The organism is Streptomyces sp. NRRL S-1813 (genome assembly GCF_000719605.1).
Lineage (GTDB): Bacteria > Actinomycetota > Actinomycetes > Streptomycetales > Streptomycetaceae > Streptomyces > Streptomyces decoyicus.
The window spans coordinates 145,215-164,127 of record NZ_JOHB01000013.1 but is presented as its reverse complement, the minus strand read 5'-3'; the positions used below and the strand labels follow the sequence as shown (position 1 = coordinate 164,127).

14 protein-coding genes and 8 pseudogenes are annotated in these 18,913 nt (G+C 67.4%); 9 read left to right on the top strand and 13 right to left on the bottom strand.

All coding sequences use genetic code 11. The features are described from left to right. The 5 genes and pseudogenes from IF67_RS41785 to IF67_RS43080 form a co-directional block, all read right to left on the bottom strand. Window positions 1-151: ALF repeat-containing protein (locus IF67_RS41785; protein ID WP_324608887.1), on the bottom strand; the 151-nt coding region annotated here is incomplete at its 3' end. Between the two features lie 2 nt (window positions 152-153). Further along, window positions 154-1,815 (bottom strand): ALF repeat-containing protein, encoded by a 1,662-nt coding sequence (locus IF67_RS39430; RefSeq protein WP_051818339.1) that lies wholly within the window; start codon window positions 1,813-1,815, stop codon window positions 154-156. A gap of 400 nt (window positions 1,816-2,215) precedes the next feature. Beyond that, on the bottom strand, window positions 2,216-3,667 hold the full coding sequence (locus tag IF67_RS0120815; RefSeq protein ID WP_107050261.1) for a trypsin-like serine peptidase: 1,452 nt from the start codon (window positions 3,665-3,667) through the stop codon (window positions 2,216-2,218). A gap of 121 nt (window positions 3,668-3,788) precedes the next feature. Beyond that, window positions 3,789-4,609 (bottom strand): annotated as a pseudogene (locus tag IF67_RS41780) (IS5 family transposase). Between the two features lie 440 nt (window positions 4,610-5,049). Continuing rightward, the gene (locus IF67_RS43080) at window positions 5,050-5,391 is read right to left on the bottom strand and encodes a Ku protein (protein WP_107050260.1); all 342 of its coding nucleotides are present in this window, start codon (window positions 5,389-5,391) and stop codon (window positions 5,050-5,052) included. On the opposite strand from IF67_RS43080, the pseudogene IF67_RS41770 reads away from it, so the two are divergent. Together IF67_RS41770 and IF67_RS43075 are read left to right on the top strand one after the other, a co-directional pair. Next, a pseudogene (locus tag IF67_RS41770) lies at window positions 5,325-6,103 on the top strand (PP2C family protein-serine/threonine phosphatase); the annotation flags it as partial. The gene IF67_RS43080 and the pseudogene IF67_RS41770 sit on opposite strands and share 67 nt — an antisense overlap. Before the next feature lie 391 nt (window positions 6,104-6,494). After that, a pseudogene (locus IF67_RS43075) lies at window positions 6,495-6,578 on the top strand (MerR family DNA-binding transcriptional regulator); the annotation flags it as partial. A 198-nt stretch (window positions 6,579-6,776) separates the two neighbouring features. Here IF67_RS43075 and secY read toward each other — a convergent pair. Further along, window positions 6,777-7,933 (bottom strand): annotated as a pseudogene (secY, locus tag IF67_RS39420) (preprotein translocase subunit SecY). 274 nt (window positions 7,934-8,207) lie between these two features. Here secY and IF67_RS39415 point away from each other — a divergent pair. Then, window positions 8,208-8,435: a hypothetical protein gene (locus tag IF67_RS39415; RefSeq protein WP_037839602.1), complete on the top strand. Its 228-nt coding sequence runs from the start codon at window positions 8,208-8,210 to the stop codon at window positions 8,433-8,435. A 231-nt stretch (window positions 8,436-8,666) separates the two neighbouring features. Here the strand turns inward: IF67_RS39415 and IF67_RS0120770 are convergent, their stop codons facing one another. After that, window positions 8,667-9,170, bottom strand: a complete 504-nt coding sequence (locus IF67_RS0120770) for a SigE family RNA polymerase sigma factor (protein ID WP_030987765.1) — start codon at window positions 9,168-9,170, stop codon at window positions 8,667-8,669. 539 nt (window positions 9,171-9,709) lie between these two features. On the opposite strand from IF67_RS0120770, the gene IF67_RS0120765 reads away from it, so the two are divergent. Beyond that, on the top strand, window positions 9,710-10,636 hold the full coding sequence (locus IF67_RS0120765) for a hypothetical protein (RefSeq protein WP_051818334.1): 927 nt from the start codon (window positions 9,710-9,712) through the stop codon (window positions 10,634-10,636). Between the two features lie 39 nt (window positions 10,637-10,675). Here the strand turns inward: IF67_RS0120765 and IF67_RS41760 are convergent. Then, window positions 10,676-11,262: pseudogene (locus IF67_RS41760) on the bottom strand (NADPH-dependent F420 reductase); the annotation flags it as partial. Between the two features lie 126 nt (window positions 11,263-11,388). Here IF67_RS41760 and IF67_RS0120760 point away from each other — a divergent pair. From IF67_RS0120760 to IF67_RS0120750, 3 genes are all read left to right on the top strand, one after another. After that, window positions 11,389-12,765, top strand: a complete 1,377-nt coding sequence (locus tag IF67_RS0120760; RefSeq protein WP_030987760.1) for an IS1380 family transposase — start codon at window positions 11,389-11,391, stop codon at window positions 12,763-12,765. 526 nt (window positions 12,766-13,291) lie between these two features. Then, window positions 13,292-13,612 carry a hypothetical protein gene (locus IF67_RS0120755; RefSeq protein WP_030987758.1) on the top strand — a complete coding sequence of 107 codons (321 nt, stop codon included), beginning with the start codon at window positions 13,292-13,294 and terminating at the stop codon, window positions 13,610-13,612. Between the two features lie 65 nt (window positions 13,613-13,677). Continuing rightward, the gene (locus IF67_RS0120750) at window positions 13,678-13,911 is read left to right on the top strand and encodes a hypothetical protein (RefSeq protein WP_158713130.1); all 234 of its coding nucleotides are present in this window, start codon (window positions 13,678-13,680) and stop codon (window positions 13,909-13,911) included. A gap of 286 nt (window positions 13,912-14,197) precedes the next feature. On the opposite strand, the pseudogene IF67_RS39410 reads toward IF67_RS0120750, so the two are convergent. Further along, window positions 14,198-14,795, bottom strand: a pseudogene (locus tag IF67_RS39410) (MerR family transcriptional regulator); the annotation flags it as partial. A gap of 377 nt (window positions 14,796-15,172) precedes the next feature. After that, window positions 15,173-15,331, bottom strand: coding sequence for a hypothetical protein (locus IF67_RS44330; RefSeq protein WP_199812756.1), 159 nt, complete (start codon window positions 15,329-15,331; stop codon window positions 15,173-15,175). 310 nt (window positions 15,332-15,641) lie between these two features. Between IF67_RS44330 and IF67_RS0120730 the strand changes: the two genes are divergently transcribed. After that, window positions 15,642-15,932 (top strand): zinc-ribbon domain-containing protein, encoded by a 291-nt coding sequence (locus IF67_RS0120730; RefSeq protein ID WP_158713129.1) that lies wholly within the window; start codon window positions 15,642-15,644, stop codon window positions 15,930-15,932. 109 nt (window positions 15,933-16,041) lie between these two features. On the opposite strand, the gene IF67_RS0120725 is transcribed toward IF67_RS0120730, so the two are convergent. Beyond that, entirely contained in the window at window positions 16,042-16,347 is a 306-nt protein-coding gene (locus IF67_RS0120725) for a helix-turn-helix domain-containing protein (protein ID WP_010983415.1), read from the bottom strand. Window positions 16,348-16,412: 65 nt separating this feature from the next. Here IF67_RS0120725 and map point away from each other — a divergent pair, with 65 nt between their 5' ends. Next, window positions 16,413-17,180: a type I methionyl aminopeptidase gene (map, locus tag IF67_RS0120720; protein WP_030987746.1), complete on the top strand. Its 768-nt coding sequence runs from the start codon at window positions 16,413-16,415 to the stop codon at window positions 17,178-17,180. Between the two features lie 108 nt (window positions 17,181-17,288). On the opposite strand, the pseudogene IF67_RS45075 reads toward map, so the two are convergent. Then, window positions 17,289-17,456 (bottom strand): annotated as a pseudogene (locus IF67_RS45075) (helix-turn-helix domain-containing protein); the annotation flags it as partial. A gap of 299 nt (window positions 17,457-17,755) precedes the next feature. Beyond that, window positions 17,756-18,628, bottom strand: a pseudogene (locus IF67_RS39405) (helix-turn-helix transcriptional regulator). Between the last annotated feature and the right edge of the window lie 285 nt (window positions 18,629-18,913).

Genomic DNA, 18,913 nt, shown 5'->3' with positions numbered 1-18,913 from the left:
GGCCAGTGCGGCCTTGGACGCCTCCTTCACACCGGGGCCGCCTCTCGTCCTGGGCGGCCTGCTTCCACCCGGTGCGCAGGTACTCCAGGACCTCGTCATCCAGCCCGGACAGGGCTCTGGCCGCAGCCTCCTGATGCCAGGAGCCACGGATCTTCAGGGCCTTGAGGGCCAGGGTGCGGCCCTTCGCCGCGATCGCCTTGGTATCGGCGCCGGGCTTATCCGCCTCGGCGGCCAGTTGGTGAGGTCTTCCGCCTCGGCCTCACGGGCGATGGTGAAGACCTTCTTGGCGGTCGCTGCCGCCGACTCAGCCGCATCTGCCGCCCTCTTGGCCGCGGCTGCGTGCTTTCTTGCCTGTTCGGCCGCCTTGGCTGACTCACCGGCGTGCTTGGCGGCCTCCTCCGCCGCCGTCGCGGCGTTGTCGGCGTGCGTGGCCGCGGACTCCGCGGCCTCACGTGCTTCTTCGGCGGCGTTGGCGGACTTGCGTGCCAGGGCTTCGGCGGCGTTGGCCGCCCGGTCGGCCTCGTTGGCGTGGCGACGGGTCTCCGCTGCGGCCGCCCTCGCCTCACCGGAGTGGACGCCCGCGGCCTCGGCGTAGTTGTTGGCCTCATCAGCCGCGTCAGCTGCGGCGTTGGCGTTGCCGCTGGCACTGCGGGAGGCCTTCGCGGCGGCGCCCGCGGCCAGCGAGGCGGCGCCGGCCTGCTTGGCCGCCTCCACAGAAGTCCTTGCGAGGGTGGCCGCCGCCCGGGCCTTCTTCGCCATGTCCCTGGCTTCGCCCGCCCGGCCCGCATCGTACGCGGCCGCGATCGAGGCGTTGTAGGCATCATTGGCCGCATCAGCGGCATTGGCGGCCGCCGCGGCGGTCTGCGCCGCCGCGAAGGCGGCCATCCGGGCCGAGCGGTTGGCGGCGTTGGCCGCGCTGATGGCCGTCTGCGACGCGGCAGCGGCAGCCCGGGCCGCGTCGGCGGCCTGCTTGGCCTTGACCGCCGCCCGCTGGGAGTCATTCTTGGCGGCGTTGGTCTCCCGCGCCGCCTTCAGCGCGGCTTCCTTGGCGAGATCCGACGCCTCGATCGCACGCGTGGACGCTTCCTGCGCCTTCTCCGTCGCGTCCTTGGCCCGCTTCCCGGCCAAGGTGGCCTGCTCGGTCAGCTGAGCGATGGTGGCATGTTCCTGGTCGCGGTTGCGCGCGACGAACTGCCCCACCTCAAGAAACTCGACGATGTCGTCGGCCGTGCCCTTGAGCGCGACCTTGCCGGCCGCCTTGACCGCCGGGCCGCCCGAGTTGACGAGCTGCGAGACCTCGACCTCGTTGTCCGTCTCGCGCGCCGTGTACTGCCCCTCCGCGAGGAACTTCGCACGGTCTTCGGGGGTGCCCTTCAAGGCTGCCTTGCCGGCGTCCTTGACCCCGTTGCCCCCGAAGTTGATGACCCGGGAGACCTCGACCTGCTGGTCCTCCTCCAGCGGAGCCTTCCAGCCACCCTTCAAAAACGCCCGCAGCGGCCCGGGGTTGTCCGAGGTGCTGTTCTTGAGGGCGACCTTGGCCGCTTCACGTACCGCGGGACCCCCGGCGTTGAAGATACGGCTCGCATCGACGTAGTCGTCGACGAACTCGATGCTGTCCTTCTGGTCAAAGAATGCCTTGACGTCCTGGCCCGTGCCGAGAAGCGCCTGCTCGGCAGCCTCCTTGATCCCCGGACCGCCGTCCATCCACAGGCGGACGACCAGTTCACGCATGAAATACGGGTCGTCGTTGGTGTCCGCCGCGCCAGCGGGCCCTGTCCCCAGGAGTCCCGCCATCAGCGAGGCGGTCAGCAGCATGGCCCCCGCGCCGCGACGCGGCGGCCTGCTTCTGCTGGATAAGGGTCGACTCTTGAGGAGCCATACGGCTCCCTTTGCGCTTGGCCTCGGTCTCATCCGGTCAGTCCTCTCTTGTCCTTCATGCGATCGGTAGTACCCCCAGCGCCCGGACAGCCGTTCAGCGAAGGGGGAAGCACGCGCGGGTGTGCATCAGGGGCGGTGGAGAGATGCCACGCAAGCGGATCTGCTTACCGCTCGGGCACCTGGCCCGCGAACACCAGTTCATCCGGTTGGTGTCAAGGCAGTACGTCCGAACCCGCCCTGCGGCCCGCGGGGTTCAGGAAGTCAGTGGGGAAGGTCAGGACACTCGACGTACGTCGAGGTCACCGTCACCTCGTCAGCAGTGCGCACATCCTTGTGGTCACGGGCTCACGAGGACGCGTCCGGCGGCCAGGGACGCGCTGGTGGTGTCGGCGTGGAGGGTGAGTTTGCCTCCGGGCCAGAGCGCTACGAGGTCGTTCTGGCGGGCGGGGCCACCGAAGGGGCCGACAGTGACCAGCAGAGCATCGCGCCATGGGGACTTGGCAGGCAGCAGCCGGTGTTCACGCCCGAAGAGCTCGGCGGCAATGCTCTCGTATGTGGTGACCTCACCGTCGCTCCAGCGTACGAACAGGTCCTGGTCTCCCGTTCCGGGGTGGAAGTCGCCCGCTGCGACGTCCCGTGCGTGGGGCCAGGTGGTGTCGGGTGGTTTGACGAGCCGCTTCTCGGCGTGCAGCCCCTTGCCGTCCACATTCGTATACAGGGTCACTTCACCGTCGGTCCAGGCGACCATGAGGTCGTCGCTACGTGTGTTTCCGCCGCCAAAGCGCCCGGCGGCCATTGTGCTCGCGTGGGTCCAGGTGTCGTTGGGGCCCTTGAGCTCCACCTTGTCCGTCAGCTTGGTGCTTTCGTTGACGTCCTTGAAGAGGGTCAGTCTGCCGTCGGTCCAGCGGACCAGGAGGTCGTAGTTCGCGTCACCGGTGAAGTCGCCGGCGGTGATGACCGCGGCCTGCTGCCATGCCTTGTCCTTGACGAGCTGGATGTCCTTGCCGAATCCGTATGCGCCGTTACCCGGGTAGAGGGAGAGTTCGCCGTCGGACCAGCGCACGAGCAGGTCGCCGACGTTGTTGCGTACCGAGGCGGTGTGGAAGCGGCCGGTGGTCATGACCCTTGCGTGGGTCCAGGTCTCGGCGGTGCCCATCGACGTGCCGGTGTCGGTGCCCGGGTTCGGGTCCGACGGCATGCCGGTGAGGGCTTGCCGGTAGAGCCGGAGGATGTCCTCGTCGAATTGGGACGCGTAGCTGGTGTGGTCGTAGAGGCCGCCGGTCTTGTAACCGCCGATGACGCCGACGAGGCTGCCGCGACGACCGTCGAAGTTCTCCAGGAACGGGCCGCCACTGACGCCGGAGCGGAAGCCGTCGCACTTGATTTCCATGAACCGGCCCTGGAAGGCGGTGGTGTCATTGGTGCACTGAAGCGGTGTCTTCTGGCCACCGGGGTAGCCGACGAGCGTCACGCTCTTGCGTGCGAGCTTCGCCGTGGGGACGGAGGTGAGTTCGTTGCCCCGTCCGACGGCGTCCTCCAGAAGCTGACCTCGCGTGTTCGGGCCGACGCTCAGGAAGGCGAAGTCGACATCGTCGTCGGGAGTCGAAGCACGGTAGCGGGCATCGACCCAGACCTTGCCTTCCTGGACCGGGAAGATGCCGTAAGGGCTCTCTCCTGCCTGCCCGGCCTTCGACGCTCCGGTGCGGTAGCCGGGCACGAAGGCGAAGTCCTGGTGGCGATGGTCGCCTGCGAGGCAGTGCGCCGCTGTCACGACAAGGCGATGATCCACTGGGCAATGGCTAACAGAATGAGCCGCGAGCTCACAGGAGAATCAACACCAACCTGGCGAATCGAAACAGACATCCCACCCACAACCACGTAGACACTGATCAGATGCCCTCTAAGAGGAGCTAACAGAATGCTTGGACGCGTCGGTAGGTGATCACGCAGCAAGCCAGTTTGAGGAAGGCTTCGTGGATGTCGTCGCGGATCTCCCAACGGATCCGCAGTCGGCGGAAGCCATGGATCCACGCATTCGTCCGCTCAACGACCCAGCGGACGGTGCCGAGTCCGGAACCATGCGGCATGCCGCGTCGTGCGATGACCGGCTTGATCCCGCGTTTCCACAGCAGGCGGCGGTACTTGTCGAAGTCGTAGCCTCGGTCCGCGAACAGCTGCCGCGGGCGGTGACGAGGTCTGCCGGTGCGTCCCTTGATGTGGGGTATCGCGTCGAGCAGAGGCAGCAGCTGAGTGACATCGTGCCGGTTGCCGCCGGTGAGCCTGACAGCCAGCGGGGTGCCATGGGCATCAGTGATCACGTGATGCTTTGAGCCTGGTCGGGCACGGTCGACCGGGCTCGGGCCGGTTTTGGGCCGCCCCGACGTGCCTGCCGGTGCGAGCCGTCGATCACCGCCCGCGATCAGTCCAGTTTCGCCGCCTGATGCAGCTCGGTCAGCAACACCTGGTGGAGCCGGTCCCACACCCTGGCCTCGTTCCAGTCCCGCAGCCGGCGCCAGCACCTCATCCCTGAGCCGAAGCCGAGCTCCTGCGGCAGCCACTCCCACTGGATTCCGGTATGCAGCACGAACAGAATCCCCTGCAGACACCACCGGTCGTCCAACGGCAAACGCCCAGCGTTGCGGGATCTGCGCTCTCGCACCGGCAACAGAGGCTCGACCCGCCCCCACAAGTCATCCGTCACCACCCACGGCGGACCCTTCCCCTTCCCCATGACCTGTCCAACTCGAACTCGACCAGCGCCGCGCGCAAGGGAAGGTGCTGCTGGACGTCCAGTGAGAGACCCCCATCGTGGTCTTTGCTCGCGGAATTCCTCGTACGCCCGCAAGTCCGCGTCGGTCGCCGCCCGCCAATGAACGCCCCGCCGCCAAAGCCACGACAGCAGCAGACGGATATCCGTCGCGTAATTCCGACGCGATTCTCTCTCCAGGTCGCGAAAATCGGGCGGAGCGAACTGCAGTAATTCTGCGTCCACGACGAAATCAGGCCGTACAAATACCGGGTCGCCCGGCCGAAGTCCCACCGCCTCCAAGGCGGCAGGCAGGTCGCGGACCCCCAGCACCCACTCCGCCGGCAGCGGCCCCCACCGCTCCGGATCCGGCACGAACACCAGCCACCACTCGTCCATCTGCCACCCCTGTGAGTCCCTTGAACTCACTCAATCATCAGGGAAACCAGCAAGACGTACGGGCGGTCCGCGGCCGCCCCGTCGGGCGCGTAGTAGGCGCGGCCGTAGCTGATCGGGTCGATATCGGCGGCCGGGACGAAGCCGAGGACTTCCGCCACGTGCCGCGTTGGCAAAGGGAGGTGTTCCAGCTCTTCGTCGGTGACCGGCACCAGCCGTCCGTCCGGCAGTTCAACCGCCCGCCCGACGTCCCCGTACGGGATTTCCTCCTGTGGGCCGTCGATCTCGCAGACTCGCTTGTGGGGACGACCTCGCCCTCGCCGGCGAACTGGCCTCCCGCGCCGCCGTGTGCATCGACAACGCCCGCTCACACCAGACGGTGCGCAACGCCTCCGAGACGCTTCAGCGCAGCCTGCTCCCTGACCACCCGCCCCACCTCCCCGGCTTGGAGGTCGCCTCCCGTTACCGGCCCGCACAGGCCGCCTACGAGGTCGGCGGCGACTGGTACGACGTCCTCCCGCTCGACGGCGACAAGACCGCACTGGTCGTGAGCGACGTCATGGGCAGTGGCATCGACGCCGCCATCACCATGGGCCGCCTGCGCACCGGCACCAGCGACTCGCCGACCTCGGCCTCAACCCCGCCCAGGTCCTCCACCACCTCGACAAAATCACCTCAGGGCTTGAGCACTACATCGCCACCTGCGTCTACGCCGTCTACGACCCTCACCGCGCGGAGTGCCACATCGCCACCGCAGGCCATCTGCCCCCCGTCCTGGTGCGCAGCGGCAAGCACCCCGAACTGCTCGACCTGCCGACCGCCACGCCGCTCGGGGTCGGCGGCGTCCCTTTCGTCACCACGACCTTCCCCGTCGGCTCTGGTGATCGGCTGGTCCTGTACACCGACGGACTCGTCGAGGTCCGTCATCACCCCATCGACGAACGCCTCGACACCCTCCTGCGCCTGCTTGACGCACCCGACCGCACCCTGGAGGAAACCTGCGACCGGCTCCTTCACGAACTCCGGCTCCCCGCCGACCGAGTAGGGCATGTCGACGGCACGCGTCTTCGCCCCCTTCGGTAGGGCAAAGTACAGCTTCCCGTTGATCGCCTGGACTTGACGACGGACGTGCAGCACGCCTCTCGCATAGTCGATGTCGTCCGGACTCAATCCGAACACCTCGCCCTGACGAAGCCCGCAGCCCAGACCGAGTACGACAGCCACCCGGTTTCGTGGGTTGATCACGTCTCGGACTCGGAGCGCCGTCTCCAATGACCACGCCTCTCGGAATGTCAGTGACTTTTGATGTCGCTCGGGCGCTGCGGGGCCGCTCCGTCCGGTTCCAGACTTCTCCGAACCAGACCATCGCTCTGGCTTGCAGGAGTCGCCTCGGGCCGCTGCTTCGCGTTCGGCTCTTGCTGCCGTGAGTGAGGCTCTTGACCCTCACGTGGCGTCAGGCTGCATAGTCGGTGTCGTGGACGATCACTGGACCGTGGGACGCGTGGCCGAGCTGGCTGGCGTGCGCGTCCGCACGCTGCATCACTATGACGAGATCGGGCGCCTCATGTAGGAGCCGCGACAGAGCATCGAGACTGGCAGCGGCGCCCGAGCAGCGCTGCGTTGATGCGGGCCGAGGTCGGTCTGCCTCCCGCGCACACCACTGTCGGCTGGATGTGGATTGCTCCGGCCACAGCAGCGGGCCGGGTGTGCGGACGGCCGACGGGCAGGCGGGGGGGTCCGACGAGGACGATTCGCATCAGCGGAGGAACCCTTCGTAGTTGCGCTGCTGAAGCTGGCTCTCGATCTGCTTCACGGTCTCCAGGCCCACACTCACGATGATGAGGATGCTTGTCCCGCCGAAGGGGAAGTTCTGGTTCGCGTTGAACAGCACCAACTCCATTGTTGGTACGAGCGCGATCAGCCCCAGGTACAGCGAGCCCGGCCACGTGATCCGGTTGAGCACGTAGCTGAGGTACTCGGCCGTCGGGCGACCGGCCCGGAGGCCAGGGACGAAGCCACCGTGCTTCTTCATGTTGTCGGCGACTTCTTCGGGGTTGAAGCTGATGGCCACGTAGAAGAAGGCGAAGAACACGAACCCGCCTGGTTCACCTTGAGCGGGATGTACGTGGACGTACCGCCGTAGGACCGGCGGCCGATCATCCGCTTCGCGTACTGCACCGGGATGCGCCGCTGGGCCTGCTCGACGAAGACCACCAGGGCGACCATCGCCAGGCCCACCAAGATCACCGCGAAGAACTCGATCCAGCCGCCGGCGAGCTTGCCCTGGAGCTTGACCTGCCACAGCGCGCCCGGGAAGCGGGCGGCGATCGAGATGAACATCAGGATCGACATGCCGTTGCCGATACCGCGGTCGGTCACCATCTCGCCGAGCCACATGACCAGGGCCGTACCGGCGGTCATCGTGATGACCATCGTGATGGTGGTGAAGACCGAGCCGTTGGACACGATCTGGCGCGTGCAGCCCTGGAAGAGCGAACCGGCGCGGGCGGCGACCACCAGGGCGGTGCCCTCCAGGGCGGCGAGCGCCACGGTCAGATAGCGGGTGTACTGGGTGATCTTCGCCTGGCCGGACTGCCCCTCCTTCTTGAGGGCCTCCAACCGCGGGATCACCACGGTCAGCAGCTGGAGGATGATGCTCGCCGTGATGTACGGCATGATCCCCAGCGCGAAGATCGTGACCTGCAGCAGCGCTCCACCGCTGAACATGTTCACCAGGCCGAACAACCCGCTGTTGGCGTGAGTCCGCTCCATGCAGAACTCGACGTTCGCGTACTTCACCCCAGGGACCGGGATGTGCCCTCCGACCTGGTAGAGCACGATGATGCCCAACGTGAACAGCAGCTTCTTGCGCAGGTCGGGCGTCTTGAACGCTCGGGCGAACGCGGTGAGCACGGTGCCTCCTGCGCCTCCGGCCACTCTTAGGGCAGGGAGGCGACGGTCTTGAATATCGACGAATACGTAGCGGCTGTACTGCGCGGAGCTCGCCCGCAGGGCGGGTTCCGAGGCAGGACCCCGTGGCCGACTTGGTTGCCCAGAGTGCGGTGCGCGCGCAAAAGTCGCCGTCTCCCTCTAGCCCAGGTGTACGGACACTGGGCTTCCGTACACACCCATCGCGACCGCTTGACCGCGGCCAAGGCGCTACCTGGCGGTCGGGGTTTGTGTCGGCGTGGGAACCGGCTCGGCGGGTGAGGGACGGTACGGCATCGGCACCAGGCCGGTAGTCGGGGCGCGGGTCGGCATGGGCGCCGGGCCGGTAGTTGAGGCGCAGGTCGGCATCGGAACCGACCGGGTGGTTGACGTGCAGGTCGGCATCGGCGCCTTCGTGGCACTGGGCACGGGGCGGGGTCTCGACGGCATCGGGACCGACTCGGCGGGGGTGCCGGGACGGCGCTGAGGGCCCGTGGGGCCGTCCTGAGCGAAGGAGCTTGGCAGGACCATCAGTCCGACTCCGAGCCCGGCAACGGTCAGCACTGATCCGGTGGCCGTCCAGGCCGCTCGAGCCCGCCGGCGTGCGCGAACGCCGGCGTGCAGTCGGTCGCGGTGCCGGTCCTCATAGAGCGTGTCCTCCTGGCCGTCGCGCATCATCCGCGCCAGCTCCTGCTCGAAGTGATCCATAGCTCCCTCTTCACTCCACCGGCTCTGCCTCAGCCAGAAGCTGACGCAACCGTGCAACGCCGCGTGCCGTCAGTGAACGGGCGGTACCCACCGGACAGCCCAGTACCTCCGCGACGTCCCGCTCGGGCAGGTCCTGGTAGTAGCGCAGCACCACCGCAGCCCGCTGCCGCACTGGCAGCAACGCCAACACGGCCTCCAACCGGGTCTGCTCGTCCACGGCAGCGGTCTCGTCTGCCACCTCGGGCGGGTCGGGCAGCTGGTCCACAGGGTGCTCGCCCCACCAGCAACGCCGTGCCGAGCGAGCCGCAGCACGGGCCAAGACCCTGCGCACATACGCCTCGGGCGCCTCCTTGGCCACCTTCGGCCAGGCAAACCACAGTTTGACAAGCGCTTCCTGCAACAGATCCTCGGCCCGGTGTCGGTCTCCACCGGTGAACAGCCGCGCCAGGTGAAGCAACGCCGACCACCGAGCCGCCACGAACCGGTCGAACTCATCGGCCCGCAACTGCCCCATCAGCGTCACCCCCTCACCTCAACACGCCCCTACACCCTCAATAAAGGCACTGGCCCCTGCCCCGCTATGCACCACCGACAAGTGACATGGCTCACGCATGCCATCCCGGCCGTGCCCACGGCTCGACGTGTCCGGGTCGGCGACGGCAGGTCGGACGGGATGTTTGCGGGCGGTAGACGAGTCAGTCCGAATGCCTGCGGGCCCGTACACCCCGACGGCCAAGACGCGAAGACTGCCGACGAGGTACGCAACGCGTGGAACGCATGGCACCCGAATGTCCCGCTGACCGTGTTGAGCAGCCGGACACGCTCGCTGACCCGGCCGATCGTGGACCACCTGCGCGCCGTCCACGCCGAGACGGAAGACGACCGCTTGCCGGTACTGATGCGGCAATTGGCCGATGCACCGGGCGGTGCACACCGACAGAGCCCCATCAACGGCAGCAGCGAGACAGCCAGACGCAGGCGCAGCACCGAGGAACGAGACGTCACATAGGGAATCGATCCGGTCGAGTGTGGGCCGGCAACTAGGCTCCGCTCATGTACGAGGACGGGACGGACGCGCGGGCACTCTTCCAAGCGCTGCATGACCACGATGGTCCGGAGGCGTACGGGAAGGTCGCGGTGCCGTGGCTGGAGCACGCTGGGGACGATTACCGCGCGTGGCTTGCCCGGGCCGGCCTCCACGACGGTTGGTGGGCCGGCGAGGCGGCAATTCACGGGAGGAGGTTCCTCATCCGAGAGCTCTACGCCCTCAGCCGTGTGAGCGATGTGCTGCTCCTGGGGTTCCAGCCTGCCGCTGACACTCCGTCCGGGCCGTCGTGGCCAGTCCGCCGTCTCCAGTGGCCAGGGGTCTCCCTGTTCGAGTACCTCGCACTGTTCACCGGGCTGGGAATGACGCCGTTCGACCATGGCGGGTTCGACCCGTTCTTCCATGAGATCGTCGACGTCGAGCAAGCCGACGACCCGGCGGCCCCGATCCAGGTCACGCAGGTCGTGTGGCAGGGGCTGATGCTTGGCGACCTGCTCTTCAGCCGGGCCGGGGTCCGTGTCCGGGCCGGCAGAAAACGCGCCCTGCGCGGCGTCGCCGACCGCTTCCCGCTGTACTGGACCTTCCGGAGCAACTACCGGCCGACGGTCGATGAGTCCCATGGATGGGGCTCCCACTCGCAGTGGGCCACCGACTTCCGCCTCGATTACCGTACGTCGACGTCCGTGCAGCTCAATGTCGCCGGAGACGCGGGCATCGACGTGCCGGGAGACCTCAATGAACAAGCGGCGCAGTTGACCTCCGGTGAACGGCGTGACCTCCTGCGTCACCGTTGCCTCCTGCGACCACCCGACGCCGCCGACATGCTTGCCCAGATGCCCGGTTGGGAGAAGGAACTCAGCCTGTTCGCGTGGCGGCTACCCAGCTCGGACACCGGCGTCGCGCGGGCCACGGTGGGCGGAGAACCTCGCGGGTGAAGCATGCCGTCGCGGTCGGCGGGCTCACCGTGCCTACGCTTACGCCCGGAATGCCTTCGGTCGCTCCGGGGACACCTCAGCCAGGGCTTTGGTGACCTCTTCGACGCCCCGCCCGCAAGCCGTAGACGGGGGTGTGTCGGGCTGCTGGCGCCAGGACGTGTCGACGCACCCGCGTCGACGGTGTCGAACCCCAGCTCGTCGATCAGTTCGCGGACCACGTGCTTGGCCGCCTCGTCGTCACCGGACACCGGCAGCGCGATCCGCTCCGGGTGGCCCGCGGGGCGCGGCTTGTCGGGGATGTCCTGGGCGTAGGTGCCGTTGAACGCCTTGATGACTCGGTGGCGGATGCGCTGCTTGCTCCAGCGGCTCTCGGGCAGGCCGTCTTCGATGGCGGCGATCCGGCCGTCGCGTTCCTTGGGGTAGTAGTTGCCGGTGTCGATGACGGCCACGTTCTCGGCGGCCTCGCCCAACAGGCCGGACGGCAGGTGCGGGACGGCCTTCAGAGGCACGGTGACCACCACGACCTCGGCACTGCGTATCGCCTTGGCCGCGGTGGTGGGGGTAGCGCCGGTTTCCTCTGCGAGCGAGGTCAGGGTATGCGGGCCGCGCGAGTTAACGACGGCTACCTAGCCTCGCGCGTTCATGAAGCGGGCTGTCCGACGGGTGGTCAGGTAAGCGAAAAGTGCCTCTGACCAGCAAGAATGAGGATTGTCGAGGTCCTTTTTCCTGCCACCGTCGGAGGCACTTCCCAGGTGAAGAAGCGTATCGGGTCCTATCCCCGCGTCCGCATTGAGGGCGGCGGTCATGCGGTGGTGTCGCAGGCTGGGGCTGTGCTGTTGGTCGAGACGGTCCGCAAGGCCGGGCTGGATCAGGCGATATCGGCGGCGCTGACGCCTTGGCGCAAGTCGCGGGCGGTGCACGATCCGGGCAAGATCCTGCTGGACGTGGCCCTCGCGGTCGCGCTGGGCGGGGACTGCCTCGCGGATGTCGGGATGCTGCGGGCCGAGCCGGCCGTGTTCGGGACGGTGGCCTCCGACCCGACGGTCTCCCGCCTCATCGACACCCTCGCCGCGGCTGGGCCGAAGGCCCATCACGCGATACGGGCCGCGCGGGCCGAAGCGCGCGAGCGCGTCTGGAGCATGGCCAAGAACGCGGCCCCGGATGCCGGAGGACAGGTGATCGTGGACCTGGACGGGGTGCTCGTGGTGGCCCACTCCGAGAAGCAGGACGCCGCCGCGACCTGGAAGAAGACCTTCGGACACCATCCTCTGATGGGGTTCGTCGATCACGGAAGCGGTGGGAGCGGGGAGCCGGTGGCCGGCCTGCTGAGGCCGGGCAACGCAGGCAGCAACACCGCCGCCGACCACATCACCACGGCCCAACTCGCCCTGGCACAGCTGCCGAAGAAGTACCGACGTGGACGCCGGACGCTGATTCGTACCGACTCCGGGGGCGGCACCCACGAGTTCGTCGCCTGGCTCGCCCAGCGGGGCAGGTGGCTGTCGTACTCGGTCGGCATGACCATCACCGACGCCATCCACGAGGCCGTCCTCAAGGTCCCGCCCGCCGCGTGGACGGTGGCCGTCGAGCCGGACGGAGAGATCCGTGACGGCGCCTGGGTTGCCGAACTTGACGGTGATGGCCTCAAGGGCTGGCCGAAGGGGATGCGGCTGATCGTCCGCAAGGAACGCCCGCACCCCGGCGCGCAGTTGCGCTTGACCGATGCCGACGGGCTGCGGCTTACCGCGTTCGCCACCAACACCACAGGCGTCCCGATCGCCGCACTCGAACTGCGGCACCGCCAGCGGGCCCGAGCTGAGGACCGCATCCGAAACGCTCGCGCTACCGGCCTGCGCAACCTGCCCCTGCACGACACCGCGCAGAACCAGATCTGGCTGGAGATCGTCCAGATCGCCCTCGACCTGCCGGCCTGGATGCCCATGCTCGCTCTGACCGGTAAAACCCGCAGGTGGGAACCCCGCCGTCTCCGGCTCCGGCTCTTCTCCGCCGCCGCCCAGATCGTCACGACCGCCCGCCGCCGACACCTGAGATTCGCACGCCACTGGCCCTGGACCGACGTGATCACCAATGCCCTGGCACGGCTCGAAGCTTTCCCGAACCCCGGCTGACCAGCACGTTCCCGTCCCTGCGAACAGAACCACCTCGACCGGAGCCGTGGAACCCGGCGCACACCCGACACGACAGCCGGGCTATCAGCCTGGCCACAAACAGCCGGAAAAGCCGAAACGGCCCGCCGAAGAAACCGACGGTCCGTCACGAAAGATCGAGGCTAACCTCTGCGAAAGACTTGTCACCCCGGGGCAAAGTGAACTCGCATGCCTCTCGGAGTTCTCAGCCCGCACCATGCATTCAAGCCCTCCTGGGCCGATGACGGCCCCGGTATGCCGCCGGCGTCATTCGCACCCGGGCCGCTCGTTGGCGGCTCGCGCCCCGGAGGCGGAATTCGCGCATGGGCCCGCGCCCCCCTTCAAGGGTGCCTATTCAGCCATGGCGAACATTTCAGCGACTGATCCTCGTGTTTCTGCGGGAGGCCGACGGGCAGTCATTTTCATGAAGTTCAGTGGAGAGTTTCGCCGCACAGAACATTTGTGTCTGTTCGGCCCGGGGGAGCTTGGCTCCAGGGAAGGAATCTGCATGACCACGGGAATCAGGGGCTGCGACAATCAGTCGAACTCCTACGTTTCTTTTGTCAATGAAGAACATTCCGGGGACAGCGAGTCCGTAAGTCCGAGGTCGCACAGTTCAGCCTACGCATGGATCTCGCAGCACAAGGACAGGCCGCTGAGCGTTCAGACCGGACGGGGCCGGTGCATCATCTGGGACGACGACTGGAAGGTGAAAGGGGAGTGGGATGACGGCAAGGGCGAGTTCATCCTCGCCTCCGTCCGGCACAGCCCGCAGGACTACCAGATGACGGTCAGCATCACGGGTGACATCACGCTGTCCGAGGTCTGATCCGAGGAACGGACCGAAAGAGGGGGATCATCGTGCCTATGCAGAATTGGCGTATCACAAACGCCATGGAGAATTTGACGGGAAACTGGGTGTACTACGTGTGCACCGCCGTCGCGGCGTTTGCGAATGTCCATTTCAGTCGCCACGTCGACAATCCGAGCGATGACCATATGGCGACGAATGACGGCGCCTACTATTACTACGGCGTGACCGGCACGTTCAATCAAGCCGCCCAACACGCTGATCGATCCGTCCGGCAGATGCTCGTCGACGCCTGGAACGACTACTTCAAGGTGTAGGGCGACCGTCCGACGCGCCAGCCGGTCCGGGCCCCGCCTCCCCGCTGGGGCCCGGACCGGCTGGCGCGGCAGTCCCCCACGTCTCCTCTTCGACACCTTGCAGGTGTCAACAGAGGTAGGCGTGTCCGGCGCCGTCCCCGCCTCGTCGGGCTCGGCACGTCTGCACGTGAAAGGCCGGGATACGGCCTGCGGCCTGTCCGTGGGCGATGCAGAGTGGGAGTATGGGCTTGCGGCGCCGATCCATCAGTTCCTCACCGGCATCGTTCTCGATGTCGAGCCTGCGCCCGGCGGCCTGACACCTGGCCGCCCGGCGCATCCGGGCCCGGAAGTCCTCGTCACCGACCAGCTCAGCGAGTTCCACCCACGCGGCGCCCTGCTCGCTGGACGGATCATCGGGGAGTTCTGGAGTGGCAACGCGAACCATGGTCACCGCCCGGGTCGGCATCCACGGTGCCGAACGTGCCCTCCACGAAATCGTCGATCAACCGTCGGCGCTCCTCGCCGGACAACTGCGTGAACCTGTGCATGAGCTTGGTCTCCTCGGGATTGGCCCCGCGTCTGGCCACGGCTCGCAGAACGCTCCGACGCAGTTGCAGCACCCTGATCTGGACATCCATGGCGTCGGCGTGCGCCGCGGCGACTTCCGTCAAGGAGAGCTCTCGGTCCAGTACCCGTTGAATCGTGGCCAGGCTGATGCCCAGCTCACGCAGTGTGCAGAGGAGCTCCAGACGAAGCAGTGCGTCGAGGTCGTAGAGCCGATAGCCAGCGGGGCTTCCCGTGGTCGGCGCTACCGCCCCCGAATCGGAGTAGAACCGGATGGTCCTCACGGACAAGCCGGTACGCCGGGAAAGCTCCCCGATCGAGTAGAGGGTCGTAACGTCCATGCCCCCACTCTGCTGTCTCCAGTCACTGGAGACTCAAGGCTATTCCCCACCTGAGCCCCGACCGAGACGAGACCGGGCTATGACGATCGGAAAACCGGCCTGGAGGCAGTCGAGGCCGATTGGGAGGTGGCGATGAGAGTCGTCAACATGGTCGCCGCCTGCGCGAGCGCGGGATCGGTTTCACCTCGCGGCACGAGAACCTGGACACCACCACCCCGACCACTCCTCACCCTGCCAACAGGATGGGCGACCCCGCTTTCCCCCGGCCGTCGTCCACGAGGGCGCAGGCGGGGGCTGCACCATGCAGCAACGCAGATCCGGTTCCGCCGATGGCACGGGCGCCGGCGCTGAGGGCGTTGCCCTGCTGGTTGGTGGGCTCAGGTCAGGCGTGGGGCGACCTTCTTGGCCTTGTTTGTCCGGACGTTGATGAGGGTCGGGCGTTCCCGGTCGTCGACTCCGGCGCGGAGCATCTCGGCGACCTGCTCGGTGTCGGTGGCTTCGTGGGCGTCGGTGCCGTAACTCGCAGCGGTGGCCACGATGTTGAGCCCCGGGCAGGTCCAGTCCGGGGACGCCGGTGGTGCTCTCGATGTCGGCGAACTGCTTGAGGACGCCGTATTCCTCGTTGGAGGAAACGACGATCGTCACGGCGGCCTATTCGGGGCCGTTGAACCAGATCCTGCAGCTCCGCTCCCCGAACGCGCAGGTGCAGGTGCGCATGTCCTCCTTGAGGACGAGCCCGCACACGGGGTGAGTGAGATGCTCGATGGCGTGTCGTGGTCGGTCCAGTGCGATTCCGCGAAGGTCAGCCGAAATCCGCAGGTGCTCACGTGCTTGGTGAAGCCAGCCATGTCCAGCCAGTCGGCGCCGGAGCGACGGCGGGCTGCGCCGCAGAAGGCGACGCCGAAGATGCAGGTCGCGGTGTGGTGGCGGTGTGCGGCCGGGGACGAGTGGGAGGAGCGGATCTCCAACCGCACCGCGATGCCGAAGTGGAAGAACGGCGATGTCGCCGCCTGCCGCGAGTGCGTCGGCTACCGGGTCTCCCACACCTTCCCCGTGTGCGGGCACACCGCGAGGGTGAGGGGCTCGCGCCCTTCGGGCAGGAAGCGACGGAGCCGACAGGCGGCCAGGTCGGCGTAGCCGCCGAGGTCCGCTAGGCGGTGCTCGCCGCTGGTCGACGAGGTGATCAGCGCGCGCAGGCGTACCGGCACAGCGCGGTCAGTGAACCGCTGACTCTCTGAGTGCGGCGTTACGAAACCAGCGATGGATGCCGTGTGACAGGCAGGACCGACTGATCCTCGACGGTTCGCTCCGCCTGGCTGATCTCGGCCCAGACGGCGTCGAGAGACAGGCCGAGGGTGTCGGCGATCGCTGCGATGGTCGGGAAGGCGGGGGTAGCCACACGGCCGGATTCGATCTTCCGCAGAGTTTCTGGCGAGATGTGCGAAGCGAGCGCCACGTCCAGCATCGAGCGGCAGCCCCGGGCTCGGCGGAGCAGGGCGCCAAGGCGCTGTCCGCGTTCTACCTCGGCGGGGGTGAGCGGCAACCTGACCATGACCCCATTCTAATACCGGTACAGTTAGACCGGGATAGTTATTGGACATACATGAGAGGTCCCCCATGATTGAGATCCTGAACTCCGCGCGGCTCGAGCGGGCGAGGGACACCGGCGCCCTGGTCGGAAACATCCTGCACACGCTGAAGCAGCGCAGCACGGTCGGGACGAACCTGCTGGACATCGACCAGTGGGCCAAGGAGATGATCACCGAGGCGGGAGCGCAGTCCTGCTACGTCGACTACGCGCCTTCGTTCGGGCGCGGCCCGTTCGGGCACTACATCTGCACGGCCGTCAACGACGGAGTGCTCCATGGGCGGCCTCACAACTACACGCTGGCAGACGGGGATCTGCTGACTCTCGACCTCGCCGTAGCCAGGGGCGGGGTGGCCGCGGACGCCGCGATCAGCTTTCTGGTGGGCAAGGCCAGGCCAGCGGAGAGCGTCGCGATGATCGAGACGACCGAACGTGCACTCGCCGCCGGCATCGCCGCCGCCAAGCCTGGGGCGCGCATCGGCGACCTCTCCCACGCCATCGGCACGGTCCTCAGCAAGGCGGGCTACCCGATCAACACCGAGTTCGGAGGCCACGGCATCGGCTCGACCATGCACCAGGACCCACACATCGCGAACACCGGACGGCCCGGCCGCGGATACAAGCTGCGCCCCGGACTGCTGCTCGCCCTGGAGCCCTGGGTCATGGCCGACACTGCCACACTCGTCACCGACGCCGACGGTTGGACGCTGCGCAGCGCGACAGGCTGCCGGACCGCGCACAGCGAGCACACCATCGCCATCACCGACAGCGGAGCCGAAATTCTCACCCGACCGTAGGGGGGGTAGCGCCGAGTCCGCCAGATGCGGCTTGAGCTGGAACTGCCGCCAGATCCGACCCACGGTCGACTTCGACAGGCCACTGTGCTGCGCCATCGATGTTCGCGACCAGTAGGTGGCGTTTTTCGGCAGCTGTTCCAGCGTGGTGACTACCACCACCTCCACCTGATCAACGCTGATGGTGGGCGGCCGGCCCGGCCGGGGCTCGTCGACCAGTCCGTCCAGCCGCTCGGCAAGGAAGCGTCGCCGCCACTTGCGGACGGTGTCCGCGGTCACCCGCAGATCCCGGGCAACCGCGACACTCGGCGGTACTTCCGGCCCCGCACACGCCAGCACGATCCGACGCCCGCAGAGCCAGGGCCTGGGCCGATGTCACCCGACGCGTCCACCGCTCCAACTCAGCCCGCTCGTCATCAGACAGCAGCAACGGCTCCAACTTCGGGCCCCAGGCGGCCTGCGGCCCCTGCGCGCCCTGGACGCCACCGACGACTAATGACCGGGCGCCGAGGCGGTCCGCGGATGGCGGAAATCGTGGCGCGGCCGTTCTGGCCGTACTGCCGGGCGGCCGGTGTTCGTCAGGGTGTCTTCGAGTGGGGGGCGTCTGCTGCCCTGCTGTGTGCTGTGCCGGTGAGTTCGGTCTGTGAGAGTGCGGCGAGGAGTTGCAGCTTCTCGTCGCTGTCGCTGTCCTTGTCGGGGTAGTAGACGACGAGGATGACGTCGTCGATGGGGAGTTTGTTGCGGTGGAGGCGTAGTTCACCGTCGACGGGGTGGTGGACGGTGGTGGCGCCTCCGTCGAGACTGCGGACGTCGTGTCGGGCCCACAGGATGCGGAACCGCTGACTGGGCAGTGCGAGTTCTCCGACGAGTTCGACGAACCAGGGGTTGCCGGTGTCGTCCCCGATGGTGGTGCGAAGAGCGGCGACGAAGCTGGCGGCGGCTTTGGCCCAGTCCTGGTGAAAGGCTTGTTCCTCGGGATCGAGAAAGAGGGAACGAAGCCGGTTCTGGCCAGGCCGCAGGCGCGGGGAGAGCGCGACGGCCATGGGGTTGGAGGCCAGGACGTCGAAAGCGCGCCCTTCGACGAACGCGGGGATCTGGAGGTGGGCGAGGAGCTGGTGCACCCGTGCCGGTACGTGCTCGGGCCGCTTGCGGCGCGGTGCCCTGGGGCGTGCTGCCGTGAGGCCGAGCAGATACGTCCGCTCGATGTCGTCGAGACACAGGACGCGCGCGAGTGATTCGAGGACCTGCGGTGAGGGATTCTTGTCGCGGCCGCGTTCCAGTCACAGGTAGTAGTTGGGGCTGATTCCGGCGAGCAGGGCGACTTCCTCACGGCGCAGACCGGGCACGCGGCGGTTACCGCCAGGCGGGATCCCTGCCTGCGCCGGGGAGACCAGCTCACGCCGGGCGCGAAGGTAGCTGCCGAGCCGGTTGCCGGATTCCTCATCCTTCATACCGACACCGTAATGCGGTGCGCGTGTCTCAGAGGGGCCCTGGCAGGACCAGGGAAGACGGGGGCCCTGCCACACCCGGCGAATGCCGTCAAGACTGCGATAGCACTGTTTTGAAAGAGACAGAGAGCATCACTGTCTGCGCCGCGGACCTGAACGCCGGCGCCTTGAACCGTTGCCTACGTGCTCACCGGGTGGTCGGGAGGAGGTGGCCAGGCCGCTGGCGGCGCATAACCTGCTCCAGCTCACCGCAAACGGGACCAGAGCCAATTCTCGTGAACATCTGCG